This is a genomic window from Bordetella sp. BOR01, from assembly GCF_019218885.1.
In the GTDB taxonomy this organism is placed as follows: domain Bacteria; phylum Pseudomonadota; class Gammaproteobacteria; order Burkholderiales; family Burkholderiaceae_B; genus Bordetella_A.
Window position 1 is genome coordinate 1 of record NZ_JAHUWT010000004.1, and the last position, 23,834, is coordinate 23,834.

Consider the following 23,834-nt stretch of genomic DNA (forward strand, 5'->3'; position numbering starts at 1 on the left):
GCTCGGTGCCGTTCATCGTGATCCAGCTGATCATGGTGGCCGCGGTGATGATCTTCCCCGGCATGGTCATGCACTACAAGGCCGGCGCCTCTACCGTCGATCCCAGTACGGTCAAGATCGAGATCGAGAACACGTACGGGACTAATATATATGGCAACGATGCGGCCGATCCGGCCGCGGCATTCAAGTAGCGTCATGCGTACTCGCGTCAAGATCTGCGGTTTGACCCGCGAAGCAGACATCGCTTCGGCCGTGCAGGCCGGGGCGGACGCGATCGGCTTCGTGTTCTATCCTGGCAGCAAGCGCTACATCGCGCCTCAGCAGGCGGCGCGGCTACGCCGCACCGTGCCTGCCTTTGTGGACGTGGTGGCCTTGTTCGTCAATCCCGATCCGGCCCAGGTCCAAGCTGTGCTGGAGCAAGTCGGTCCAGACTTGTTGCAGTTCCACGGTGACGAATCGCCACACGAATGCGCGCGCTATGGCATGCGTTTCATGCGCGCGTTCCGCGCTGGCGCGCCAGGCCTGGATACTCCCGAAAGCCTGGCTGCCGCCTGCCGTCCGTATGGCGAGGCGGCCGGCTGGTTGTTCGACAGCTACAGCACAGGCTACGGCGGTAGCGGGCAAGCCTTCGATCACAACCTGCTGGCCGGGGTACGGGCGGATGCGGCTGCGCGTCCGGTGATTCTGTCTGGCGGCCTGAATGCGGTCAACATCGAGCCGGCCATCGAAGCGATCCGTCCTTGGGCGGTCGACGTCAGCAGTGGCGTCGAAACCGCACCAGGCCAGAAGTCGCCAGACAAGATCCGCGCCCTGTTCGATGCAGTGCATGGCGCCGACGGCCGCTTGCGCGGCCAATAAGAACCATATATAATCTTTCCTCTTTGCAGGCGGTTAGCTCAGATGGTTAGAGCGCTACGTTGACATCGTAGAGGTCGTTGGTTCGATTCCAATACCGCCTACCAAAATTTCACTGCCAAAATTTCACTGCGAAGATTTCAGCGCCAAAATTTCACGGCCAGAATTCAGAGAATACCGGCCGTGCCCAGCACCGCCCGCATAGCCGCCCCAGTCGTCAACCGGGCGGTTTTTTGTTTTCCGGCGCTTTGTTTTCGTTGCCGGATGCAGGCTCGCACTGCCAACGCAATGCATCTCGCGAGGTGCCTGGTTCAGGCGCGCGAGTCCGTGATGGCTTCCTGTTTTTTTAATGCTTGAAGTGTTGATGTGCAACTCGCATGTGCTGCGGTTGCCCCGTGTCGCCGACTCTCGCGTCCAGGCGATGAGTCAGCACACAGTAGTCGGCCGATGGGTTGCCGCGCAGCCCAGCCGTTAGTGCATCAGACCTGCCTATGCAGTCTGTTTGTCGACAACGCCAAGTCGACGCGGGCGGGCATCACCTCGAACCTGGCACACCTACTGAGGGGTGCGCTGCTTGTCCGGATCACCTTGGGCCTGCTTGCGCGCAGCGTCTTCTTTTTGTTGCTGCGTTTGCTGTTCTTGCGGCTTTTCGGCGGGTTGGGGCTGGCCAGGCTGATCGGTGGGGCCAGCGGAAATTCCAAAACGTGTCGGGAATGTCATGATTGGTGCCTCTTGGGTTGTCGTGGCTGAATGCCACTTCTTCACGGTGCGCGCCGGCAGTTCGATAAGCTAATGATGAATTGAAACACTTAATCATTCGGGGACATGGACATGCCCGCGGAACGTGCTTGGGGCCTGGTGTCCGGGGCCGCAATAAAGGTCGTGCGTCCCACGCTTTTGTGTGACACTGGACAATTCGGTTTTCCCGGCGTCGGGACGCCCCCTCGTCACGGGTCCCAGTGATACAAGCGGAAGGTTTATATGGACCTGGACATCAAGGCAGTCATGGAGCGATTACCGCATCGCTATCCCATGCTGTTAATAGATCATGTGACCGAGATCGTCCCGCAGCGCAAGATCACCGCGATCAAAAGCGTCTCGGCCAATGACCCTTTCATCGCCGGTGGGCTATACATGCCTGCGCCCCTGATTGTCGAGGCCATGGCGCAGGCGGCCGCATTGTTCTCTTTTGCAGACGAAGGCAACGGGCGCCGCCCGGATCAAGGGCAAGCCGTCTACTATTTTCTCGGCATCGATGCCGCAACGTTCCTCAGGCCCGTGGTGCCGGGCGACCGGTTGCGCATCGAAGTCGAGGCATTGCGGCTGAGCCGTGCCATTTGCAAATATCGCGGTCAGGCGTTTGTCGAGGATGAGTTGGTGGCCGAGGCCACGATCCTGTGCGCAATTCGTAATTCGCCTGCATAGGGCGGTTATCGCAATCCAGTCGGAATTGCCGCAAGCGAGGGTGGGGCGGGGTGGTGCAGCGACTTCCCATGGTAGCCAGCAAGACTGGCCGGCATGCGTGGTACTGTAGTAAATCTAGAACCCTATAGAGGCGTCGAATCATGAGCAAATCACAGATCGATGCTTCCATCCGCATTGTCAATATCCAGGTCGGGGCGTTGACGGGCCCCAGCGACACGGTGATGCTGCGCATCACCTGCGCCAGCGACGACAGTGTCGCTTCCAAGAATGATGCCGCCACTCCGCCCGTGAAGATCTATGCCTTGACCAACGACCAGGCAGAAGATCTGGCGTTGCAGCTTGCTAATGCACTGCGCTGGATCCAAGGTAAGCCGCAGGACCGCTTTCACTGATTCCGGGCTTGCGTTATCGCGTGCGAGTCTTTGCGCGCCAATCGCGTCGTGAATTGCTGCGTTGTGAAACGTTGATTGACTTCTGCGCGCAAGGCGTCCATAGTGGGCCTGATCTTCAAGTGTCGTGATCGTAGTGCGGTCATGCACGGTTAACGTGCCATCATTGTCCACAGTCCTTCCTTGATCGTCTTTTTCGAGCGATCGCTCGCATGTTGTTGATATTAAGGAAGTACTCATGGAAACTGGCATCGTCAAGTGGTTCAACGCAGAAAAGGGCTTCGGTTTCATCATGCCCGAGAATGGCGGCAAGGATTTGTTTGCGCATTTCTCGGACATTGAAAGCGAGGGCTTCAAGTCTCTGGAAGAGAACCAGCGCGTAAGCTACGTTGCGTCGCAAGGCGCAAAGGGGCCGCAGGCCACCAAGATTCGCGTCCTGTAACGGATTCGGTATCGAAAAGCCCTCTACGGAGGGCTTTTTTCATGGCGGAGGCCGTTGATGTGGCCATGCCCGGCAGCCTGTACGGTGCCGGGCAACTGATTCAACCGAGTCAGCAACATGGCTTCGAGTTCACGCAGGGCGGCCTCGACCGCCATGAATGCCGGGCCGATGCGCGTCATATCTTGCGCCCGCAGGGCATCGGCCAGCAGGTCGAAGGCCTGTATTTCGTGTTCGCCCCGGCCCAGAAAACTGGCTGTGCCCTTGGCTCGGTGTACCTGCTGGCGGGCGCTGGCGTGGTCGCCTGCATCGATGGCGCGGCGCATATCTGCCAAGTCGGTACGCGTCTGTGCCACGGCCAGCTCGAGCAGGGTTTGCCGGGTGGCGAGGTCGGGGTACAGGGGCAGTACGGCGTCAATATGGGGCATGGAGATCAGGGCCCCGCTTTTTGATCGAATTTTTCGCTCAGGTACAACGCCAAGGCCAGGTCGTCGGACAGCCCCAGCTTTTTCATCGCGCGTCGCTTGTGGGTGCTGATGGTTTTCTTGCTGCGCAGCAGGCGGCTGGCGATCTGTGTAACCGACAAACCTTGGGCGATCTGGCGCAGCACCTCGATTTCGGCTGCCGTCAGGCGGGAGTCGGGGTGGCGGGGCACCGCCATGTGCACGGCGCCGTTCTGGTGGGTGATGAAGCCGTTGAAGCTGCGGCTGCAGGCCGCGCGTATGACTTCGACCAGTGTCGGCATCGAGGCGGACTTGGGCAGGTAGCCGTTGGCGCCGGCCCGGTAGGCCGCATATTCGGTTTCGGCCGCTGCGCCCGCGGAAAATGTAATGACGGCCATGTCCGGGTGCTTGCGGCGCAGGCGGCGGATGAAATCCATGCCGTCCCAGGCCTGCCTGGGCAGGTAGAAATCGACCACGGCAACATCGCAAGGTTGGCGTTTCAGGCTCTGGATGAGTCCCTCGGACGTGGTTTCGACATGCGCAATGTCGAAATCGGGCTGCGAGCGCAAGTAGGCGGCAACCCCCAGGGTGATGACCGGATGGTCGTCCAGGATGGCGATGCGCACCCGGTCGCTGGAGCCGGAAAGCAGCATGTAGCGGCGCCCCACGGCATGGGGTGGGGTGGTCGAAGTAGCGGGGCTGGGGGCCGGAAATACAGGCGGAATCATGGGCGTATGGCGGGCGGCGGCGGAACGTTCGGGCGCAGAATCATCGATACAGGCCTGAGATCGGATGATTTCCACCTGAGTATCGGACAAATAGGACATGTCCGGTGTCAGACATTTCATGCGTTGCTTGACGTAAATGCCGAAATTCACATATAGCGCCCCACTGCTCCGGCAGGGGACGCCGGCCGCCGGAGATGCTACAATGTCTGACTATCGGCATGCGTTGTTGCGTGCCAGCTTCAAGGCGGCCCAGAGCATGATTCTTTGCCCGACGCGAACTCCGACAGGAAACCTCCGCCCCATGTCGCGTTAGTTTCTTATCGAGCGTCGGGCCCCGCCATGTCAGGCAGGCGGCAGGCCCAAGCAAGCAACCAGACGAAACGCGGCGGACAGCCGCGTTTGTCGTTTCTTCCCCAGGAATTTTCGATGGTACAGATCACATTGCCCGATGGTTCGCAGCGCCAGTTTCCGGCACCGGTGACGGTCGCCGAGGTTGCGCAGTCCATCGGCACCGGGCTGGCCAAGGCCGCCCTGGGTGGCCGCGTGACGCTGCCGGGCGGCGAACCCAGGCTGGTCGACACCAGCTTCCGCCTGGACCAGGACGCGCAACTGGCCATCGTGACCGCCAAGGACGCCGACGGGCTCGACCTGATCCGTCATTCGACCGCGCACTTGCTGGCCTATGCCGTGAAATCCCTGTTTCCCGATGCGCAAGTCACCATCGGGCCGGTCATCGACAACGGCTTCTACTACGATTTTTCGTACAAGCGGCCGTTTACGCCCGAAGACCTGGCGGCGATCGAAAAGAAAATGGCCGAACTCGCGCGCAAGGACGAAGTCGTCACGCGCGAGGAATGGACGCGCGACGATGCCGTCGCTTATTTCAAGAGCATCGGCGAAGCCTACAAGGCCGAGATCATCGCGTCGATTCCCTCCAATGAACCGCTCAGCCTGTACCGCGAAGGCGATTTCATCGACCTTTGCCGCGGCCCGCACGTTCCGTCCACGGGCAAGCTCAAGGTTTTCAAGCTGATGAAAGTGGCCGGCGCCTATTGGCGTGGCGACAGCAACAACGAGATGCTCCAGCGCATCTACGGCACGGCCTGGGCCACCAAAGACGACCAGGATGCCTACCTGCACATGCTGGAAGAGGCCGAGCGCCGCGACCACCGCAAGATCGGCCGCGACCTCGATCTGTTCCACTTCCAGGATGAAGCCCCCGGCCTGATCTTCTGGCATCCCAAGGGATGGGCCTTGTGGCAGCAAGTCGAGCAATATATGCGCGCCGTGTATAACGACAACGGCTACCAGGAAGTCAAGGCGCCGCAGATCCTCGATCTGTCGCTCTGGAAGAAGACCGGGCACTGGGACAACTATCGTGAAAACATGTTCACGACCGAGTCCGAGAACCGTGTCTACGGGCTCAAGCCCATGAATTGCCCGGGCCACGTGCAGATTTTCAACGCCGGGCTGCATTCGTATCGCGAACTGCCGCTGCGCTACGGCGAATTCGGCCAATGCCACCGCAACGAGCCGTCCGGCTCGCTGCACGGCATGATGCGGGTGCGCGGCTTCACGCAAGACGACGGCCATATTTTCTGTACCGAAGACCAGTTGCAGGACGAGTGCGCCGATTTCACCGCGCTGTTGCAGAAGGTCTACCGCGACTTCGGTTTCAACGAAGTGCTGTACAAGGTGGCCACCCGGCCCGACAAGCGCATCGGCAGCGACGAGATCTGGGACAAGGCCGAAACGGCCCTGATGGAAAGCCTGCGGCGCACCGGCTGCGACTTCGAGATTTCGCCGGGCGAGGGTGCTTTCTACGGCCCGAAGATCGAATACACGCTGAAAGACGCCATCGGCCGGCATTGGCAATGCGGTACCGTGCAGGTGGATTTTTCCATGCCGGTGCGGCTGGGCGCCGAGTATGTCGACGCCCAGGATCAGCGCCGCGCGCCGGTCATGCTGCACCGGGCCATCCTGGGTTCGCTCGAGCGTTTCATCGGCATGCTGATCGAAAACCACGCCGGGGCGATGCCGCCTTGGCTGGCCCCGGTGCAGGCTGTGGTGTGCTGCATTTCCGAGCCTTCGGCCGATTATGCTGCACAAATAACACAAACCCTGAAAAAACAAGGCTTTAGGGTGCAGTCTGATTTGCGTGGCGAAAAAATCACTCGTAAAATCCGCGAGCACAGCCTGCAAAAGGTGCCATACCTCCTTGTCGTGGGTGACAAGGAAAAGCAGAACGGCACGGTTGCGGTCCGCGGCCTAGGAGGGCTCGATCTCGGCGTCATCGCGCTCGATGGCTTCGCGGCCCGCCTGGCCGAAGACGTTGCCACCCGCCGGAATGTCATTCAATCTGAAAGCAGTGCTACTTAAATCTTTTAGGAGTCGTCAACATCGCCACTGAAAAAGCCAATCGCATCAACGGTGAAATCCGTGTTCCCGAGGTGCGCCTGATAGGTCTGGACGGAGAACAGCTCGGTATCGTCAAGCTGGCCGACGCGTTCCGTCTTTCCGAGCAAGCCGACGTCGATTTGGTCGAAATCGCGCCCAACGCCGAGCCCCCAGTCTGCCGTCTGATGGACTATGGCAAGTTCAAGTACCAGGAACAGAAGCGCCAGGCCGAAGCGCGCTCCAAGCAGAAGGTCATCCAGGTCAAGGAAGTGAAATTCCGCCCGGCGACCGACGAGGGCGACTACCAGGTCAAGCTGCGCAACCTGCGCCGCTTCCTGGAAGAAGGCGACAAGGCCAAAGTCACGTTGCGCTTCCGGGGCCGGGAAATGGCTCACCAGGAACTGGGCATGCGCGTGCTCGAACGCGTGCGCGACGACCTGACCGAATTGGCCCAGGTCGAGGCCATGCCCAAGCTGGAAGGGCGCCAGATGGTGATGGTGCTGGCCCCTCGCAAAAAGAGCACGCCAGGCAAAGACGCCGTCGCCTGATCTCTTGCCGTAGGCACATGGCTGGCCGTGCCGCAACCCGGCCGGCCATGCCGGCGGGTGGCCGGCGCGGGGTTTCCATTTACGCTACGATGTCGGTTTGGCGCGCTGGTGCCTGGCACGGCGCGCGACCGGGATGTCCATACCATGCATGTCTTATTCGTAATCGACCCCTTGCCGTGCCTGAAGGCCTACAAGGATAGTTCGGTCGCCATGATGCGCGCGCTGGTCGCGCGCGGCCATACGCTCAGCGTGGCACTGCAGGGCGACCTGTTCATCGATGCCGGTGTGGTTCAGGCGCGCGCCACGCCCATTGAACTGGTGGATGGCGCCGACCTGCACGGCCACGACTGGTGGCGCGATGCAGGCGCGGCCCAAGACGTATCGCTGTCGCATTTCGACGCGGTACTGATGCGCAAAGACCCTCCGTTCGACATGGAATACGTGTATTCGACGCACATGCTCGAATATGCGCAGGGGCAGGGCGCCAAGGTTTTCAACGATGCCGCTGCCATCCGCAATCATCCGGAAAAACTGGCAATCACCGAGTTCACCGAACTGGCCGCGCCCACCCTGGTTACGCGCGACATGTCCCGTATCAAGGCATTCCATGCCTTGCACCAGGACGTGATCGTCAAGCCGCTGGACGGCATGGGCGGCACGGGCATTTTCCGCTTGCAGGCCAGCGAACCCAACTTGAACGCCATCCTGGAAACCCTGACCGAAGACGGCACGCGCACGATCATGGCGCAGCGCTATATTCCGGAAATCGTCCAGGGCGACAAACGCATCCTGCTCATCGGCGGCGAGGCCGTGCCCTTTGCGCTGGCGCGCATTCCGCTGGCCGGTGAGACCCGCGGCAACCTGGCCGCGGGCGGCCGGGGCGTGGCGCAGCCGCTATCGGCGCGCGACCGCGAGATCGCCGCCATCGTGGCTCCCAAGCTGGCCGCGCGCGGGCTACTGGTGGTGGGCCTGGACGTCATCGGTGACTACGTCACCGAAGTCAACGTCACCAGCCCCACCTGTTTTGTCGAGATCGCCGAGCAAACCGGCTTCGACGTGGCCGGCACCTTTGCTCAGGCCCTGGAACGCGCTGCGGCGTAAAGGCAAGCCATGACTGGCATCGTCATCGTCGTGCATGCCCCGCTGGGCGAAGCCATGCGCGAGTTCGCCGAACACGTGCTGGGCGAGGCTGGTGTCCAGATGGCCGTGCACGACATCCAGCCCGACGACATGCCCGACAGCCGCGTACCTGCGGTGCTGCGCGATATCCGCGCTGCCGACAAGGGCGATGGCGTATTGGTGCTTACCGACCTGATAGGTGCCACGCCGGCCAACATCGCCAAGCGAGCGGTTTCCGGCGCCCAGGCGCAAGGTACCCAATGCTGCATTGTTGCGGGCCTGAATACGTCGATGCTGCTGCGCGCCTTGACGTCGCGCGATCTCAGTTTGGCGGAAACCCGCGAAAAGGCCCTGGCAGGCGGCGTGCAGGGCTGTTTGCGAGTAGACTGAGCAGCGGTTTTTTGTCCTATTATGTCGATGCATGACTAAGGCCGTATGGCGGCATGCGAATGCCGCGGCGGGAATGGCCATGCCGGGCTGTGTTCACCTGATTTCTATGCCTATTTCTGACATCACCATTTCCAATAAGCTGGGCCTGCATGCCCGCGCGGCTGCCAAGCTGACCCAGCTGGCCAGCAAGTTCGGCAGTGAAATCTTCATCTCGCGCGGCGCGCAACGTGTCAATGCCAAGAGCATCATGGGCGTGATGATGTTGGCGGCCGGGCAAGGGGTCACCGTCAGGCTTGACGCGTCGGGCGGCGATGCCGAGCAGGCACTTTCCGAAATCCAGAACTTGTTCGACAGCAAATTCGGTGAGCACGAATAACACGTCTTCCGACCCCGCCCCGGCATCGAGCTCCCCGGGGTGCGCAGTAGTGGCGCTGCATGGCAAGGGTGTGGCGCGCGGATACGCCATTGGCCGCGCAGTCGTCATGGGCGCTGCTTCGCTGGAAGTGGCCCACTATCGCATCGCCCCCGAAGATGTCGTCGCCGAAAGCGATCGCCTGACCCAGGCCTTGTGCCAGGCCCAGGCCGACCTGCTGCAAATGGCCGATACCCTGCCCGCCGATGCTCCCCGCGAACTGGGTGCCATGCTGAACGTGCATCGCCTGCTGCTGGGCGACCCCCTGCTGGCCGAGCAAACCCTTGCCCTGATCGCCGAGCGCCATTACAACGCCGAGTGGGCGCTGGCTGCGCAAGGCCAGATCTTGGGCGAGCAGTTCGACGCCATGGAAGACGAATACCTGCGCGAGCGCGGCGCCGATGTACGGCAGGTCATCGAGCGCGTGCTGCAGGTGTTGTCGGGCAGCACAGCCATGCTGCCCGATGCCGGCTCTCTGGACGGCAATGATCCTCTGGTGGTCGTGGCGCACGATATCTCGCCGGCCGACATGCTGCGGCTGCGCGGCGGCCGCTTCGCTGCCTTCGTTACCGACCTGGGCGGGCCCACTTCGCACACTGCCATCGTGGCGCGCAGCATGGGCGTGCCTGCCGTGGTGGCGCTGGGCAATGTACGCGAGCTGGTCCGCGACGGCGATACCCTGGTGGTCGACGGCGCCGCCGGCGTGGTGCTGGTGAATCCGTCGCAGCGCATGCTGCAGGAATACCGCGATCGGCAGGTTGCCTATACCGCCGAACGCGCCGAACTGGCGTTGTTGCGCGACGAACGCGCCGTCACGCTGGACGGCATCGATATCGTGCTCAATGCCAACATCGAACTGCCCGACGAAGCGGCCGGGGCACTGGCGGCGGGGGCGGATGGCATCGGCCTGTTCCGCAGCGAATTCTTGTTCATGGGGCGGCGGTCCTTGCCCGACGAAGAAGAGCAGTACCAGGCCTATGCGTCGGTGGCGCGCATCATGGCAGGCCGGCCGGTCACGATCCGCACCCTGGACATCGGCGCCGACAAGACGCTCGATGACGAAGCCACCGTGGCTACCAATCCGGCGCTGGGCCAGCGTGCCATCCGCTACTGCCTGGCTCATCCCGAGATGTTCGCCACCCAGTTGCGTGCCATCTTGCGGGCTTCCGCGCATGGCCATGTCCGCCTGCTGCTGCCCATGGTGACGCATATGCACGAGGTGACGGCGGCGTTGGCCGCCATCGAGGCTGCGCGCCGCGAGCTCGATGCGCGCGGCCAGGCGTATGCCAAGCGCCTGGAAGTGGGGGCCATGGTCGAGGTACCGGCCATCGCCATTGCCATCGAGCCGTTTGCCCAGGCGCTGGACTTCCTGTCCATCGGCACCAACGACCTGATCCAATACACCTTGGCCATCGATCGGGGCGACCACGACGTCGCCGGTCTGTACGATCCGCTGCATCCGGCTGTGTTGCGCCTGGTGGCCAATACGATCAACGCCGGAGCCCGGCTGAGCAAGCCGGTAGCCGTGTGCGGCGAAATGGCGGGCGATGCGCACCTGACGCGCCTGCTGCTGGGCCTGGGGTTGACCGAGTTCTCCATGCATCCGCAGCAATTGCTGGACGTGAAGCGGGAAATCCGCCGCGCCCATAGCAACGACTTGCGCGTCAAAGTGGCTACGGCACTGAACCGGGCGATACCGGTCGACCTGGACCTGCTGCAGGGCTGATTCCGGCTCGTCGCGGCGCTGCGATCCTTCCCATGCCTTGCACGATTCGGCGAGCCCGGATCCGGCCATTTAATGTTGCAATGCACAAATATTTCTGCTGCTCAGGCGTACACAGGCCGACAGGATGCGGAATAACGGGCATCGTCCCGAATAAACAACGAATTAGCTGATGCATCAAATTATGTTGTGGAGCAGCAATTTCAGGTCTAAGATGGCTTTGCGTGGTTCCCTTTCATTCTTCTCAAGGAGTAGGTCATGGAAGATTCCACAAGCAGGGCCGTGTCGCCGGGCAAGCCGGCGGGCGGGGCGCCTAACGGTTGGCGCCGTTTTCAGCAGCGGGTTTCCAGCTTCCTGGAGTCGATCGGCGAAGTACTGCATGGCATGGACGAAGCAAGGCACGTCCATCCCACGATTTCGGCCTACCACAATCCCCGCCGCTGAACTGGCCTTCTGCAGCCAGGCAAAATGCCAGTCTCGCGGCTGGCATTTTGTTATGGGCGCGGCCAGCGATAATAGGCCTCCACCGGAGGCCCTGAATGCTTGTCATCGATACCGAACAGACCCGCCGCGCCCTGGCGTTTCCCGCGGTGATCCCGGCGCTGCGCGAGGCGTTCCGCGCGGGCGCCAGCGTGCCGCCGCGCCATGTCCACGCCATTGAGTCGGGCGGGGCGCATGGTACGTCGCTGATCATGCCGGCCTGGAACCAGCAGGGCTATTTCGGCGTGAAGGTCATCAATATCTTCCCGGACAATACCCGCCAGGGGCTGCCGGGCCTGCACGCCGCCTATACGCTGTATAGCGCGCGCACCGGCGTGCCGCTGGCACAGGTCGACGGCGATATCGTTACCGTATTCCGCACGGCGGGGGCGGCGGCGCTGGGCGCATCGTACCTGGCGCGGCAAGATGCGCGGGTGCTGCTGATCGTGGGCTCGGGGCGCATTGCCGGATTGCTGGCGCACGCCATGCGCACCGTGCGGCCCATCGAGCGCGTCTTGGTCTGGAATGTGCGTCCGGCCGGCGCCAGGATGCTGGCCGAGTCGCTGTCAGCGCAGGGTTTCGATGCACAGATGGCCGATTCCCTGGAGTCCGCCGTGCGCCAGGCCGACATTGTCAGTTGCGCCACCTTGTCCACGGAACCCCTGGTGCGCGGCGCCTGGCTGCAGCCAGGCACGCACCTGGACCTGATCGGCAGCTTCAAGCCCGACATGAAAGAAACCGATCCGGCGTGTTTTGCGGGCGCCGAGGTCTATGTGGATACCGACGAGGCGCCGACCAAGGCGGGCGACCTGCTGGCGGCATTCGAAGCCGGCACGCTGGCGCAATCGGACATACGGGGAACGCTGGCCGACCTGATCTCGGGCAGGGTGCAGGGCCGGCGCGACGCCAGCCAGGTCACCGTGTTCAAGGCCGTGGGCAGCGCACTGGAAGACCTGACGCTGGCCGCAATGGCCTACGAGGCCCGGCAACCAGGCGGTCAGGCCGTGCCTGGGGCAAAATAGCGCCTGGTGCGGTCGTTGAAGCGACCTTTCCCTTCCAACTTTTGCCGGATATCCGCTATGTCCACTCCGCTGCTACGCTTGGCCGCTGTTGCCGCCACCATTCTGCCGATGCTGTCCTGGTCGGCCCGCGCCGAAGTCGTGATCGGGGTCGACCTCTCGACCACCGGGCCCGCCGCCGCCATCGGCGCCCAGACCAGCAACGCGATGCGGCTGTGGCCGGCCACCCTGGGCGGCGAGCCGGCGCGCTATATCGTGCTGGACGATGGCACCGACGTCAGCCGGGCCGTCAAGAACATGCGCAAGCTCACCTCGGAAGACAAGGTCGATGCCATCGTGGGCCCCAATATCACCGCGGCGGCCCTGGCCGGCCTGGATGTGCTGGCCGAAACCGGCACGCCGATGGTGGCGCTGGCGGCCTCGGCGGTCATTGTCGAGCCGCCCGACGACCCCAAGCGCCGCTGGGCCTTCAAGCTGCCGCAGAACGATTCGCTGATGGCCGCCGCGCTGGTGCAAGACATGCGCAGCAAGGGGATCAAGACCGTCGCCTTCATCGGTTTCGCCGATTCGTACGGCGACAGCTGGTGGACTGAGTTCGGCAAGGCGGCCGGCAACGATATCAAGCTGGTGGCGCATGAACGCTTCCAGCGCAACGACGCATCGGTGATGGGGCAGGTGCTCAAGGCCATGGCGGCCAAGCCGGATGCCATGCTGATCGCCGGGTCGGGCACGCCGGCTGCCTTGCCGCAGAAAACCCTGGTCGAGCGAGGCTACAAGGGGCCGGTCTACCAGACCCACGGCATCGGCACGCTGGAATTCCTGAAAGTGGGGGGCAAAGATGTGGAAGGTACGCTGTTTCCCACCGGCCCCGGCGTGGTGGCGCGCGAATTGCCCGACAGCAACCCGGTGAAATCAGTGGCCGTGGCGTTTGCCGACAAATACGAAGCCGTGCATGGCCCGAACACGCTGACCCAATTCGCCGGCGATGCCTATGGCGCCTGGATGCTGCTTGATTCGGCGGTGGGCCGTGCCCTGAAAACCGGGGCCAAGCCGGGCACGCCGGAATTCCGGGCGGCGCTGCGCGACGCGCTGGAAAGCACCCAGGATCTGGTGGTGCCCAATGGCGTGCTGAACATTTCCAAGACCGACCATCAAGGGTTCGATGAGCGTGCCCGCGTCATGGGCGTGATACGCAACGGACGTTTTTCCTACGCTCAGTAACATTACCGTTACAGCGGGCGCAGGCAACCGCATACGCTGCCGCGCCTGCCCCGCAATAGTTTGCGGGCTGATGGGGCAGGCCGGGAGCCTGCTTTTTTGTCGCTATATACTTTGTGCTGAAATGATTAATTGACGTACTATTTCGCGTGAATTGGTTCTGTACATAAATATTTTCAAAGGGAGTCGCGCATGACACGCATTTTGAACACGACGAAATGGGCCGTGCTGGCACTGAGTCTCGGGTTGATGGCGGCGTGCTCCGATTCCGGGTCCGACGACGAAGCGGCCAAGCCCGCCGCCAGCAATCCGCCGGCAGCCCAGAGCACGCTGGCAGCCGCCAAGGCCGCCGGCAAGATCCGTATCGGTTATGCCAATGAGGCTCCCTATGCCTACATGGACAGTAGTAAGAACGAGATCACGGGCGAAGCGGTGGAAATCGCGCGGATCGTGCTCAAGCGCATGGGCATTAATGAAGTGGAAGGGGTGTTGACCGAATTCGGCTCGCTGATCCCCGGCCTGCAGGCCAAGCGGTTCGATATCATCGCGGCCGGCATGTATGTCACGCCCGAGCGTTGCCAACAGGCGAATTTCTCGAATCCCACCTATGGCGTGGGCGAATCTTTCCTGGTGCAGAAGGGCAACCCCAAGAACCTGCACAGCTACGAAGATATCGCCAAGCAGGATGACGCCCGCCTGGGCGTCGTGGTGGGCGCCATAGAAGGCGAGTACGCCCGCAAGATGGACATCCCGGTCGATCGGGTGGTGGTGTTTCCTGATGTGGTCAGCGCCTTGTCTGGCGTCCAGGCCGGCCGGGCCGACGCGTACGCTGCCACCGCCATGACGGTCAACGACCTGATGAACAAGACCGCCACCGGCGACCTGGAAAAGGCTGATCCCTTTACCGACCCTGTGATCGACGGCAAGAGCGTGCGTGGCTATGGCGCCTTTGCGTTCCGCAAGGACGACCAGGAATTTGTCGACGCGTTCAACGCCGAGCTGGCCAAGTTCATCGGTACTGAAGAGCATGCCAAAGTGGTGCAGCCCTTCGGTTTTACTAAAGAGGAACTGCCTGGCGACGTGACTGCAGCCAAGCTGTGCGCCGCGGGCGGCCAGTAAGGCGTGGCGGTCTCGATGCAAGGGTTTGCGGCGCTGGTTCCGCCGCTGCTCGATGGTTTGTGGATGACGTTGCGCATCACGGTGGGCGCGGCCGTGTTGGCGGTACCGCTGGCGCTGGCCGCCGGATTGGCGCGGCTGTCGTCGCACCGTTGGCTCAGTTGGCCTGCACTGGCTTATGTCGAGGTCTTTCGCGGCACATCGGCGCTGGTGCAACTGTTCTGGTTCTATTACGTACTGCCGCTGTTCGGCCTGAAGCTGCCCGCCGTGACCGTGGGCATCGTCGTGCTGGCCGCCAATGCCGGCGCTTATGGCGCCGAAGTGGTACGGGGCGCCATCCAGGCCGTGGCGCCAGGGCAGCGCGAAGCGTCCATTGCGCTGAACATGACGTCGGCGCAGGCCATGCGGCGCATCGTATTGCCGCAGGCTTTTCCGGCCATGCTGCCGCCGACCGGCAATCTGCTGATAGAACTGCTGAAGAACACCGCGCTGGTGTCGCTGATCACAATCACCGACCTGACATTCCGCGGCCAGATGCTGCGGGCCGAAACCCTGCGTACCACTGAGATATTTATCCTGCTGCTGCTACTGTATTTCGCCGTGGCGTTGGTGATCACGGCGGGTATCCGCCTGCTCGAGCGGAGGTTCCGAGTCCGATGAGTCCCATCTTTGATTGGGCGTTCGCCTGGGAAATCCTGCCCGCGCTGGGTTCGGCGCTGATCATCACGGTACAGGCAACCGTGCTGGGCATGCTGCTTGCCGTGGTGCTGGGGCTGGTGCTGGCCATGTTGCGCCGGGTGCGCCTGTTTTGGGTTTCCGCGCCGGTGGCCGTGCTGATCGAGTTCGTGCGCAGTACGCCGCTGCTGGTGCAGATGTATTTCTTGTTCTACGTGCTGCCGCAAAGTGGCGTGCAGATGTCGCCGCTGGCCACGGGCATCCTGGCGCTGGGCGTGCACTATGCCGCCTATTGCGCCGAGGTCTACCGCGCCGGCATCGAATCGGTGCCGCGCGGCCAGTTGGAGGCGGCCACGGCCTTGAACATGTCGGCCTGGCGCACGGCGGTCGGGGTAGTGCTGCCCCAGGCCATTCCCCCGGTGGTGCCGGCTCTCGGCAATTACCTGGTGGCCATGTTCAAGGACACGCCGCTGCTGTCGGCCATTACCGTGGTCGAACTGCTGCAGCAGAGCAAGATCATTGGGTCGGCCACGTTCCGCTATACCGAGCCGTTGACCCTGGTCGGCATACTGTTCCTGCTGCTGAGCCTGGTTGCCGCCTGGAGTGTGCGCCGCCTGGAAGCGTGGCTGAAAAAATTCGGAGGTACACGATGAGCGCAAGCATCCGCCTGAACAATCTATGCAAACGCTATGGCGAACTTGAAGTGCTGCGTGGCATCAGCCTGGAGATTCCTGCGGGCCAGACCGTATCCATCATCGGCCCTTCGGGGTCGGGCAAGTCGACGTTGCTGCGCTTGTTGATGACGCTGGACCGGCCCACCAGCGGCGAGATCCTGATCGACGACGAATCGATGTGGGTCGACGCGCAAGGCCGCAGCATGGGGCCGAATTCGGCGCACGTGCGGCGCGTGCGCGGCAAGATCGGCATGGTCTTCCAGCACTTCAATCTGTTTCCGCACAAGACCGCGCTGGGCAATGTCATGGAAGCCCCCATGTACGTGGGCGGCGTACCGCGCGACGAGGCATCGCAACGCGCGCGCGAATACCTGGAACTGGTGGGCCTGGATGACAAGCTGGACACCTACCCGGCGCAGTTGTCCGGCGGCCAGAAACAGCGTGTGGGCATTGCGCGCGCGCTGGCCATGCATCCCGAGATCATGTTGTTCGACGAAGTGACTTCGGCGCTGGACCCGGAGCTGGTGGGCGGGATCTTGCAGATCCTGCGCGACCTGGCGGCCAAGCGCACCATGACCATGATCATCGTGACCCACCAGATGGGCTTTGCCGAGCGCAGCTCGGACCGCACCTTGTTCTTCGACCAGGGCAATGTCGTCGAAGATGCGGAATCGAGTGTGCTGTTTTCCCGCCCGCGCGAAGAACGCACGCAGCAGTTCCTGCAGTCGGTCATCGAAGCCGTATAAGGCCGGGCTGCCGGGCCAGCGGCCCGGCGCCGTTCAGCGCACTTGCGCGTAGGCTTGCTGCAGGCCTGCGTGCAGGGCTTCGGCGAAATCCGGGCGGGCAGGGTCCAGGCCCGACATCAGGCGCGCCAGCACGACGTTGTCTTCTTCGCCTTGCCAGATTTTCACGTACGTGCCGGCCTTGTAGCCGTTTTCCTGGCGGAAGATGTTCAGTACGTTCTTGGATACATACTGCGTGAATGCGTCATTCCATGACAGCTCGCAGCGTGCCATGGTGTGTTCCAGCGTCTTGTAGCTGGCACGGCCGCATACCGCCAGCCCACCGATCAATTCCAGCAGTTGCGGTACATCGAGTTCGTTCAGGCGGTAGGTGTTGCCGTCCAGCGCGATGGCATCCGGCGAGGCCAGGTCGGCCACCAGCAGCAGCGCCGCATCGTCGGCCGACCCGCCGGCCGACACCAGCGTATGCGACAGATAGAAGTGCAGGATATCGACCAGTTCCATCTGTACCTGGGGCAGGTCGATGGTCTGTTTCTTCCACCATTTCCAGCCGTGGTGTTCGAGTGCTTCGGCCGATTCGACGAACGCGGCGCGCAGGAAGCGCGCCCCGCCGCTGATCCACTGAGGATTGATGATGCTGTTGAGGCGGTCCTGCAATTTCAGCATGGTTGCCGCCTGGGCTTCGGTCAATCCGGCCGGGGTGTCGCTCACGTTTGCTCCGCAATATCTATAGGCGTGGCCGCCATGGGCCGGAAATGTTAGCACCAAGCGGGCAAGCCCGCCGTTGGCTCAGGTTCGGTGCTTCTTGCCGCCGGGCAGGGTGGACAGGGGCGGCAGCTTGGCCAGCGGGGCACGCTGCGCCGCGCGCAAGCGGCTGCCACCCTTGAAGAGCATGAAAGCGCAGACCGCCAGGAAGACCACCGGTATCAGGTCGTCGACCTCGATGGGGTCGCGGTCCAGGGCTGTCAGCAGCATGCCCACGGCGTGCCACAGGGCGAACACGCCGGCGATGGTCAGGCCCAGGGCAATGCGGCGCTGGCCGGTACGTGCGGCCAGCGTGGCGTTCGCCGGCGCAGCGTCGGAGGCCGTACCGCCAGATGTAGCCGGCACGGGGGCAGGGTTGGGTGACGGCAGGATATCGGCCGGTAGGGTGGCGCCACGCCGGGATGCGCGCCCCTCGCGGCGTTGCACCTGCCCAGGAGTGGCAATGCCCGCCTGGCGGTTCAGCATGTCGATGTAGCGCACGAAATCACCGTCTTTGGGTTCGCCATCGATGGCCATGGGTCGAGTCCTGTGAAAGCCGGCCGGACGGCCGATGCGGTATCTTAACGCCTGCCGCCGCGGCGCCATCGGGCGTGGCGCATGGCGCCTTCATCATTGATTGCAGAAAAACGTCTTGACCACATGGATTCCCTGACACAAGCGGTGCTGGGCGCAGGCATCCAGGGGGCGTTGCTGGGTCGCTACCAGGGCCGCAAGGCCCTGCTGTACGGCGGCTTGCTGGCCACGCTGCCCGACCTGGATGTGCTGATGCGCTATCCCGATCCGGTCTCGCTGATGACCTACCATCGGGGCTTTTCCCATTCGGTATTCGTATTGACCGCCCTGGCTGCGGTCCTGGCCTGGCTGGTGCGCAAGAAATGGCCGCGTGCTCCCTACAGCGCGGGGCGCTTGTTCCTGACGCTGTTCCTGGTGCTGGTTACGCATCCTGTGCTGGATGCCTTCACGGTGTACGGCACGCAGTTGTTCTGGCCGCTGCCGCTCATCCCCGAAAGCTGGTCGGCGGTATATATCATCGATCCGCTATTCACCGTGCCGCTGGCGGCCGCGGTGCTCGGTGCGGCGGTGGTTGGCTGCACGCTGCGCACGCGGCGGGTGCTGGCCGCCGTGCTGGTGTTCTGCGCGGCGTACCTGGGCGTGTCGCTGGCCGGCCGCTGGCATGCCGAGCAGCAGGTCGCCCAGGCCTTGCGCGAGCAGGGCGTGCAAACCACCGCCTTGCTGGCGACTCCCATGCCATTGAATACCTTGCTGTGGCGCGCGATCGCCAAAGATGGCGAAGGACACTATTACGAGGCCGTCAGCGGCTGGTTCGACCGCGATCCGCCCGAAATGCTGCGCCTGCCGCTGCACCTGCCGCAAGCCGATGCGCTGAAAGGCGTGGCGCTGCACGAACGGCTGCGCTGGTTCACCAACGACTGGCTGCGCTACGACGCGCTCGATGACACGCTGGTCGTCACGGACTTGCGCATGGGGGTGGCTGGCTACTATACGTTCCGTTTCGTGATGGCCGAGCGCGACGCAGATGGCATATGGCACGCCGTGACGCCGCGCCGCTGGCCCAGCGGGCGCGGCGGCTGGCCGCAGATGCAGTTGCTGCTGGCGCGCATATTCAACAGTGGCACACCCTTGCCGCTGGCCGATTGGGCCGAGTACGCCACCCAATTCCGCGCGGTGCCCTAGCAGTGTGCGGCCGGCGCTGTTATAGCCGGATGCCGGGTTCGTGCTTGACGGTCTGCATCACGATATGGGTGTAGAACGCCTGCACGTTGTCATCTTGTTCGAACAACCGTTCGGCCAGCGCCAGGTAATCGTCCATGTCGCGCATATGGACGATCAGTACGCAACAGACGTCGCCGGTGACCAGGTAGCACTGTGTGATGGCGGCCTCGCCCCGCACACGAGCCATGAATTCCTGGCGGTGGGCCGCCCCGTGGCGGGCGAATTCTACGGTGACGATGGCCGACAAGCCGTGCGCGACCTGTGCCGGATCGACCACCGCTACGATGCGGCGGATGACGCCCTGTTTTTTCAGGCGCTCCACGCGCCGCAGGCAAGCCGACGGCGACAGGCCGACACGGCCGGCCAGTGCGGTATTGGACAGGTCGGCATCGCGCTGCAACTGCGTCAGGATGCGGTGATCCAGGCTATCCAGTTCCATGGCACAATTTTTGTGTGATAAAACAAAAAAATAGCACAATAAAGCTTGAGTAGAAGCAATAAATGCGTGCCTATTTCGTGCGGGTCAATCTATGCTGGAGCCTCTGTTTTTTCTGCCCATCACCGGATTGCCCGTGCCTTACCTTCTGAACCTGCTGCGCCGTAGCCGCCGTTTATTTCTGGTCCTGATCAAAGTCATGGTGCCGGTCATGGTGCTGGTACAGATTGGCCAATGGCTGGGCTGGATCGACGTGCTGGGCCAGGCCATTGCGCCGGCCATGGCGTTGCTGGACCTGCCGCCCGAGGCAGGCATGATCTGGGTGGCCGGCGTGTGCGTGGGTGTGTACGGCGCCATTGCCGCGTTGATCGGGCTGGCGCCCCAACTGGATCTCAACGTGGCGCAGCTCAGCGTGCTGTGCGCCATGGTGCTGTTCGCGCATGGCCTGCCGGTCGAACAGGCCATCGTACGGCGCGCCGGCGCCAGTTTCTGGGCCACCGCGGCCCTGCGCCTGGGGGCCGCTGTGTTGTATGGCGCGGCGGTAGCCTGGGCCTGCCGCTGGGGCGGCTGGCTGCAGCAGCCGGTGTCGCTGGGGTGGCTGCAGGGGTCGGCGCTGGCGGCCGATACGCAAGCCGGCGGCTTGGCAGGCTGGTTGCGCGGAACCGCCATATCGCTGGTATTCACCTACGGCGTGATCGTGGCCCTGCTGGTGCTCCTGGACGTGTTCGAGCGCACCGGCCTGACGCGTGCCATTACTGCCCTGTTGATGCCCTTGCTGCGCCTGTCCGGGCTGGACGCCCGCGTGGCGCCGGTCACTACCGTGGGCGTATTGCTGGGTTTGAGCTACGGCGGAGCGCTCATCATCGAAGAGGCCGACAAGAATCAACTGCCGGCCCGTACGCGATTCCTTGCACTGGCCTGGATATCCCTGTCGCATTCGTTGATCGAAGACACTGCGCTGTTGCTGACATTGGGCGCGGATATCTGGGTCATCCTGGTGGGGCGCATTGCCCTGACGCTGGCGGTGGTGGCGTTCCTGGCACGGCTGATCAAGGGCGACGGCACGGCCCAGGCGCGGCTCAGCCCGGCGGCGAATTAGGGGCGGAGGTGCGCCAGGCAGGCCACTGCAGGTAGGTCAGGGCGCGCAGCGCCCATTCCACCGGCCCGTAACGGTGACGCCGCAGCCAGGCCGCCGATAGTGCCAGCTGCGCGGCATATAGCATGGCCGCGATCGCCAGTACCGCCAAGGGTGATAGCTGGCCCATCAGCCGCCCTCCGTAGGCCTTGAAGACAATCGCGCAAACCAGCGACTGCAGCAAGTAATTGCTGAGTGCCATCCGGCCGGCCGGCGCCAGTGCGGCGCCCAGCGCTGCTGCGCGGCCAGTCTGCAGGGCCAGCAGCAGCGCCGCTGCATAGGCCGCCGTCAGGAACGGGGCAGTCAACAAGCCGATACCCAGGCCCAGCACAGACAGGTCCAGGGCCATGGGCAGCAGCGACAGCGTGGCGTACAAGCCGGCGCCGGCCATGCCCACGGGCAGGCCGATCCACACAAGACGACGCAGCAGGCCAGCATGGGCGGTCGTGTCGGCCAAGGCGCAATGGCGTCCCGCCGCCAGCCCGACCAGGAACATGGCCAGCGCACAGGGGCCCTGGACCGTCAGCAAGGCGAACAACATGGTGGTGCGCAATTCCAGGCTGTGCTGGGCGATCGTGGTGGCGATGGTGCCGCGGTAGGCCGCCAAGGCGGCGGCGATCTCGGCGTGTTGCCATGCCGTACCCGCGGCATCTGCCGTATCGGTGGGCGTCATGGCCACCAACAGCCCCAGCAGCAGCCAGGCGCCCGCGCAGGCCAGGACCAGCAGCACGGCTCGTCGCAGCGCGCGACGCGCAGCCAGGTCGCGCCACCGCAGCAACACCAGGCCCAGCACCGCATAGGTCAACAGTATGTCGCCCTGGAACAGCAGCAGGCCGTGCAGCAGGCCCAGCACCGCCAGGCCTGCCACGCGACGGCCGAAGCGCGGCACGAAAGCCGCCTGGGCCCGTTCGGCGGCCGCCATCTGCAGGGTAAAGCTGTAGCCGAACAGGAAAGAGAACAGCAGGTAGAACTTGGTCTCGAACAGGAAGGCCACCAGCCAGCGCACGGCGTGGTCCAGTGGCCGGTCGAACACCGGATCGGTCAGGCTGCTGCCGTAATAGGGCGAGGCGAAAACGCCAATATTGACGACCAGGATGCCCAGCAGCGCAAAGCCGCGCAGCGCATCGACATCATGCAGGCGCCGGGCGTCGGTGGCCGGTATGCCTGGCATGGGTCCGGGCGCCGTCAGGGCGGCGTGGGCAGGCGCGCTGCGATTTCGGCAATCAGCCGGCGCGCCGCATCCAGCTTGGAGCCCGACGGCAGCGGATGCGTGCCGCCGGCATCGAACAGCACCAGTTCGGTGGTATCGGCATCCATGACTTTGTGCGCCAGGTTGCCCACCAGCAGCGGAATACCCTTGCGCAGCCGCTTGGCTTCGGCATGCTCGGCCAGCTTTTCGGTTTCGGCCGCAAAGCCGACGCACCAGGGGCCATGGGACAGTTTGGCGACTTCGGCCAGGATGTCGGGATTGGGCTCGAATTCGAGCACGGGTGCGCCACCGCCTTCGGTGGTTTTCTTCAGCTTCTGGGTGCTGACGTTCTTGACGCGCCAATCGGCCACGGCGGCCACGGCGATGAAAACGTCGGCGTCGTGGGCATTGGCCATGACCGCGTCGTACATCTGCCGCGCGGTGGTGACGGACAGGGCGGTGACCCCGCGCGGCATGGACAGCGCCGTGGCGCCTGTCACCAGCGTGACGCGGGCGCCGGCCTCGCGCGCCGCGCGCGCCAATGCGTAGCCCGTCTTGCCAGACGAGCGGTTGCTCAGTACCCGCACCGGATCGACCGGCTCGGATGTCGGGCCCGCGGTCAGCAGCACGTGGCGGCCGGCCAGCACCTTCGGCTGGAAGAACGCGATCAAGTCAGTAAGCAACTCGTGCGCTTCCAGCATGCGGCCGTCGCCGGTTTCGCCGCATGCCTGTTCCCCGGATGCCGGACCGAGCACGGATATGCCATCGGCGCGCAACTGCGCCACATTGCGCTGGGTGGCGGGGTTGGCCCACATTTCCCGGTTCATGGCGGGCGCCACCAGCAACGGACAGGCACGCGCCAGGCACAGCGTGGACAGCAGGTCGTCAGACAGGCCATGCACCAGCTTGGCCATGAAGTCGGCGCTGGCGGGGGCCACCAGCACGGCATCGGCACCACGGGTCAGTTCGATGTGGGCCATGTTGTTGTCGATGCGCGCATCCCAGGCATTGACATACACCGGGCGGCCGGACAAGGCCTGCATGGTGACAGGCGTGATGAAATGGGTGGCGGCTTCGGTCATGACGACATCGACCACGGCGCCCTGTTCGGTAAGGCGTCGTACCAGCTCGGCAATCTTGTAGCAGGCGATACCGCCGGTCAGGCCGAGGACAATGCGTTTGCGGGCAAGATCGAGCATGGTGGGCCAGCGCGCGGGGCGCCGTCAGTCGAGGCGGTGGATGGAATATGACAATTCTAAGCGCTACGCGCTTTGCGGGCGCGTAGCAGCTCGTCCAGCACCAGCAATATGGCGCCGCACGTGATGCTGGCATCGGCCAGGTTGAAGGCAGGGAAGTACCAGTCGTTCCAGTAGAACAGCAGGAAATCGATGACGTGGCCGTATGCCACGCGGTCGATCACATTGCCCAGGGCGCCGCCCAGGATCAGGGTCAGCGCCAGGCTGAAGCGCGTCTGCCCATCGTGGCGGCGCAGCAGCCAGACAATGACCACGGCCGCCACGATGCCCAGCGCAGTAAAGAACCAGCGTTGCCAGCCCGCTTCCGAGGCCAGGAAGCTGAAGGCCGCGCCGCGGTTGTACATCAGCGTGAAATCGAACACCGGCAGTACATTGACGCGCTGGCCGTAGTCGAAGGCGGCGTCGAAATACAGTTTGGTGATCTGGTCCAGGACGATCAGCAATGCGGCCAGGGCCAGCCAGCGCCCGATGCGAGGCGCACGGCCCGTTGCGGTGGTGGCATTTCCGGCGGAAGCGGCTGCCATGG

29 protein-coding genes, 1 tRNA gene and 1 pseudogene are annotated in these 23,834 nt (G+C 63.5%); 21 read left to right on the top strand and 10 right to left on the bottom strand.

Annotated elements, in window-relative coordinates; all coding sequences use genetic code 11:
* The 3 genes and pseudogenes from KW845_RS21675 to KW845_RS21685 all read left to right on the top strand — a co-directional run.
* Window positions 1-191, top strand: a pseudogene (locus KW845_RS21675) (C4-dicarboxylate ABC transporter); the annotation flags it as partial.
* Between the two features lie 4 nt (window positions 192-195).
* Window positions 196-858 carry a phosphoribosylanthranilate isomerase gene (locus KW845_RS21680; protein ID WP_218371459.1) on the top strand — a complete coding sequence of 221 codons (663 nt, stop codon included), beginning with the start codon at window positions 196-198 and terminating at the stop codon, window positions 856-858.
* A gap of 27 nt (window positions 859-885) precedes the next feature.
* Window positions 886-962: transfer RNA gene (locus KW845_RS21685), tRNA-Val, on the top strand.
* A gap of 19 nt (window positions 963-981) precedes the next feature.
* Here the strand turns inward: KW845_RS21685 and KW845_RS21690 are convergent.
* Window positions 982-1,227, bottom strand: a complete 246-nt coding sequence (locus tag KW845_RS21690) for a hypothetical protein (protein ID WP_218371460.1) — start codon at window positions 1,225-1,227, stop codon at window positions 982-984.
* Window positions 1,228-1,410: 183 nt separating this feature from the next.
* The gene (locus KW845_RS21695) at window positions 1,411-1,620 is read right to left on the bottom strand and encodes a hypothetical protein (RefSeq protein WP_218372183.1); all 210 of its coding nucleotides are present in this window, start codon (window positions 1,618-1,620) and stop codon (window positions 1,411-1,413) included.
* A gap of 216 nt (window positions 1,621-1,836) precedes the next feature.
* Here KW845_RS21695 and fabZ point away from each other — a divergent pair, with 216 nt between their 5' ends.
* From fabZ to KW845_RS21710, 3 genes are all read left to right on the top strand, one after another.
* On the top strand, window positions 1,837-2,280 hold the full coding sequence (gene fabZ / locus KW845_RS21700; RefSeq protein WP_218371461.1) for a 3-hydroxyacyl-ACP dehydratase FabZ: 444 nt from the start codon (window positions 1,837-1,839) through the stop codon (window positions 2,278-2,280).
* Between the two features lie 140 nt (window positions 2,281-2,420).
* A complete protein-coding gene (locus tag KW845_RS21705; protein WP_218371462.1) occupies window positions 2,421-2,672 on the top strand; it encodes a hypothetical protein in 252 nt (83 codons plus the stop codon).
* A gap of 235 nt (window positions 2,673-2,907) precedes the next feature.
* Entirely contained in the window at window positions 2,908-3,111 is a 204-nt protein-coding gene (locus KW845_RS21710) for a cold-shock protein (protein ID WP_218371463.1), read from the top strand.
* Between the two features lie 23 nt (window positions 3,112-3,134).
* Here KW845_RS21710 and KW845_RS21715 read toward each other — a convergent pair whose 3' ends face one another.
* The gene (locus tag KW845_RS21715) at window positions 3,135-3,536 is read right to left on the bottom strand and encodes an Hpt domain-containing protein (protein WP_218371464.1); all 402 of its coding nucleotides are present in this window, start codon (window positions 3,534-3,536) and stop codon (window positions 3,135-3,137) included.
* Window positions 3,537-3,541: 5 nt separating this feature from the next.
* Window positions 3,542-4,279, bottom strand: a complete 738-nt coding sequence (locus tag KW845_RS21720) for a response regulator (protein WP_370628290.1) — start codon at window positions 4,277-4,279, stop codon at window positions 3,542-3,544.
* 426 nt (window positions 4,280-4,705) lie between these two features.
* On the opposite strand from KW845_RS21720, the gene thrS reads away from it, so the two are divergent.
* From thrS to KW845_RS21785, 13 genes are all read left to right on the top strand, one after another.
* Window positions 4,706-6,658 carry a threonine--tRNA ligase gene (gene thrS, locus KW845_RS21725; RefSeq protein ID WP_218371465.1) on the top strand — a complete coding sequence of 651 codons (1,953 nt, stop codon included), beginning with the start codon at window positions 4,706-4,708 and terminating at the stop codon, window positions 6,656-6,658.
* Between the two features lie 20 nt (window positions 6,659-6,678).
* Window positions 6,679-7,224, top strand: coding sequence for a translation initiation factor IF-3 (gene infC / locus KW845_RS21730; RefSeq protein WP_218372125.1), 546 nt, complete (start codon window positions 6,679-6,681; stop codon window positions 7,222-7,224).
* A 144-nt stretch (window positions 7,225-7,368) separates the two neighbouring features.
* On the top strand, window positions 7,369-8,325 hold the full coding sequence (gshB, locus tag KW845_RS21735; RefSeq protein WP_218371466.1) for a glutathione synthase: 957 nt from the start codon (window positions 7,369-7,371) through the stop codon (window positions 8,323-8,325).
* A 9-nt stretch (window positions 8,326-8,334) separates the two neighbouring features.
* A complete protein-coding gene (locus tag KW845_RS21740; RefSeq protein ID WP_218371467.1) occupies window positions 8,335-8,733 on the top strand; it encodes a PTS sugar transporter subunit IIA in 399 nt (132 codons plus the stop codon).
* A 106-nt stretch (window positions 8,734-8,839) separates the two neighbouring features.
* Window positions 8,840-9,109 (top strand): HPr family phosphocarrier protein, encoded by a 270-nt coding sequence (locus KW845_RS21745; protein WP_218371468.1) that lies wholly within the window; start codon window positions 8,840-8,842, stop codon window positions 9,107-9,109.
* Between the two features lie 55 nt (window positions 9,110-9,164).
* Window positions 9,165-10,871: a phosphoenolpyruvate--protein phosphotransferase gene (ptsP, locus tag KW845_RS21750; RefSeq protein WP_255592918.1), complete on the top strand. Its 1,707-nt coding sequence runs from the start codon at window positions 9,165-9,167 to the stop codon at window positions 10,869-10,871.
* A 255-nt stretch (window positions 10,872-11,126) separates the two neighbouring features.
* Entirely contained in the window at window positions 11,127-11,312 is a 186-nt protein-coding gene (locus KW845_RS21755) for a hypothetical protein (RefSeq protein ID WP_218371469.1), read from the top strand.
* Between the two features lie 95 nt (window positions 11,313-11,407).
* Window positions 11,408-12,370, top strand: coding sequence for an ornithine cyclodeaminase family protein (locus tag KW845_RS21760; RefSeq protein WP_218371470.1), 963 nt, complete (start codon window positions 11,408-11,410; stop codon window positions 12,368-12,370).
* A gap of 57 nt (window positions 12,371-12,427) precedes the next feature.
* The gene (locus tag KW845_RS21765; protein WP_218371471.1) at window positions 12,428-13,588 is read left to right on the top strand and encodes an ABC transporter substrate-binding protein; all 1,161 of its coding nucleotides are present in this window, start codon (window positions 12,428-12,430) and stop codon (window positions 13,586-13,588) included.
* A gap of 189 nt (window positions 13,589-13,777) precedes the next feature.
* The gene (gene ehuB, locus KW845_RS21770) at window positions 13,778-14,704 is read left to right on the top strand and encodes an ectoine/hydroxyectoine ABC transporter substrate-binding protein EhuB (protein WP_218371472.1); all 927 of its coding nucleotides are present in this window, start codon (window positions 13,778-13,780) and stop codon (window positions 14,702-14,704) included.
* Between the two features lie 15 nt (window positions 14,705-14,719).
* A complete protein-coding gene (gene ehuC / locus KW845_RS21775) occupies window positions 14,720-15,361 on the top strand; it encodes an ectoine/hydroxyectoine ABC transporter permease subunit EhuC (RefSeq protein ID WP_218371473.1) in 642 nt (213 codons plus the stop codon).
* Window positions 15,358-16,029 (top strand): ectoine/hydroxyectoine ABC transporter permease subunit EhuD, encoded by a 672-nt coding sequence (gene ehuD, locus KW845_RS21780; protein WP_218371474.1) that lies wholly within the window; start codon window positions 15,358-15,360, stop codon window positions 16,027-16,029. The genes ehuC and ehuD overlap by 4 nt, the downstream gene beginning before the upstream one ends.
* Complete coding sequence (locus KW845_RS21785) at window positions 16,026-16,796, top strand: amino acid ABC transporter ATP-binding protein (RefSeq protein ID WP_218371475.1); 771 nt, start codon at window positions 16,026-16,028, stop codon at window positions 16,794-16,796. Before ehuD ends, KW845_RS21785 begins: the two co-directional genes overlap by 4 nt.
* 33 nt (window positions 16,797-16,829) lie before the next feature.
* Here the strand turns inward: KW845_RS21785 and KW845_RS21790 are convergent, their stop codons facing one another.
* Together KW845_RS21790 and KW845_RS21795 are read right to left on the bottom strand one after the other, a co-directional pair.
* Window positions 16,830-17,459: a dUTPase gene (locus tag KW845_RS21790; RefSeq protein WP_218372127.1), complete on the bottom strand. Its 630-nt coding sequence runs from the start codon at window positions 17,457-17,459 to the stop codon at window positions 16,830-16,832.
* A 123-nt stretch (window positions 17,460-17,582) separates the two neighbouring features.
* Complete coding sequence (locus tag KW845_RS21795; protein ID WP_255592857.1) at window positions 17,583-18,074, bottom strand: hypothetical protein; 492 nt, start codon at window positions 18,072-18,074, stop codon at window positions 17,583-17,585.
* A 123-nt stretch (window positions 18,075-18,197) separates the two neighbouring features.
* On the opposite strand from KW845_RS21795, the gene KW845_RS21800 reads away from it, so the two are divergent.
* Window positions 18,198-19,253, top strand: a complete 1,056-nt coding sequence (locus KW845_RS21800; RefSeq protein ID WP_218371477.1) for a metal-dependent hydrolase — start codon at window positions 18,198-18,200, stop codon at window positions 19,251-19,253.
* A 19-nt stretch (window positions 19,254-19,272) separates the two neighbouring features.
* On the opposite strand, the gene KW845_RS21805 is transcribed toward KW845_RS21800, so the two are convergent.
* A complete protein-coding gene (locus KW845_RS21805; protein WP_218371478.1) occupies window positions 19,273-19,731 on the bottom strand; it encodes an Lrp/AsnC family transcriptional regulator in 459 nt (152 codons plus the stop codon).
* A 133-nt stretch (window positions 19,732-19,864) separates the two neighbouring features.
* On the opposite strand from KW845_RS21805, the gene KW845_RS21810 reads away from it, so the two are divergent.
* Window positions 19,865-20,827, top strand: coding sequence for a hypothetical protein (locus tag KW845_RS21810; RefSeq protein ID WP_218371479.1), 963 nt, complete (start codon window positions 19,865-19,867; stop codon window positions 20,825-20,827).
* Here the strand turns inward: KW845_RS21810 and KW845_RS21815 are convergent.
* The 3 genes from KW845_RS21815 to lspA are packed head-to-tail and all read right to left on the bottom strand — an operon-like array spanning window position 20,808 to window position 23,832.
* Complete coding sequence (locus tag KW845_RS21815) at window positions 20,808-22,034, bottom strand: DUF418 domain-containing protein (protein WP_218371480.1); 1,227 nt, start codon at window positions 22,032-22,034, stop codon at window positions 20,808-20,810. The two genes, KW845_RS21810 and KW845_RS21815, sit on opposite strands and share 20 nt — an antisense overlap.
* 14 nt (window positions 22,035-22,048) lie before the next feature.
* Window positions 22,049-23,251 (bottom strand): bifunctional phosphopantothenoylcysteine decarboxylase/phosphopantothenate--cysteine ligase CoaBC, encoded by a 1,203-nt coding sequence (gene coaBC, locus KW845_RS21820; protein ID WP_218371481.1) that lies wholly within the window; start codon window positions 23,249-23,251, stop codon window positions 22,049-22,051.
* A gap of 56 nt (window positions 23,252-23,307) precedes the next feature.
* Window positions 23,308-23,832 (bottom strand): signal peptidase II, encoded by a 525-nt coding sequence (gene lspA, locus KW845_RS21825; RefSeq protein ID WP_218371482.1) that lies wholly within the window; start codon window positions 23,830-23,832, stop codon window positions 23,308-23,310.
* Window positions 23,833-23,834: the final 2 nt, after the last annotated feature.